Source organism: Pseudomonas sp. HY2-MNA-CIBAN-0224 (assembly GCF_040310285.1).
In the GTDB taxonomy this organism is placed as follows: Bacteria; Pseudomonadota; Gammaproteobacteria; order Pseudomonadales; family Pseudomonadaceae; genus Aquipseudomonas; species Aquipseudomonas helleri.
In genome coordinates, this window is the sequence record NZ_JBEOPQ010000500.1 from 1 (window position 1) to 273 (window position 273).

A 273-nucleotide genomic window follows, 5' to 3' on the forward strand; every position below is an offset into this window, starting at 1 on the left:
CTTCCATACAGTAAATAGCTGGAATATCTGAACGTTGCTCAGCCAATTTACTTTGTCGTTTCTTTTGTACTTGCTGGCGCTTGGCTAGGCCCCATACCAGTAGCGGCTGCTGATAATTAACACGCAAGTGATCAGGATGCAGTAAATTTTTGAGGCGTGGCTTGGGTTTTACAAACAAAGTGGTACGAGGTAGATGGACAAAAGCTTTCACAAAGGGCAGTTTCCAACGGCTAAACTCATATACCGTTAAATTACCCTCAAGACGTCCTTGCC

1 protein-coding gene is annotated in these 273 nt (G+C 44.3%); it reads right to left on the reverse strand.

What is annotated here, in order from left to right; genetic code table 11:
* A partial coding sequence (locus AAEZ03_RS27315; RefSeq protein ID WP_350582975.1) for a hypothetical protein occupies positions 1-273 on the reverse strand: 273 nt, incomplete at both ends.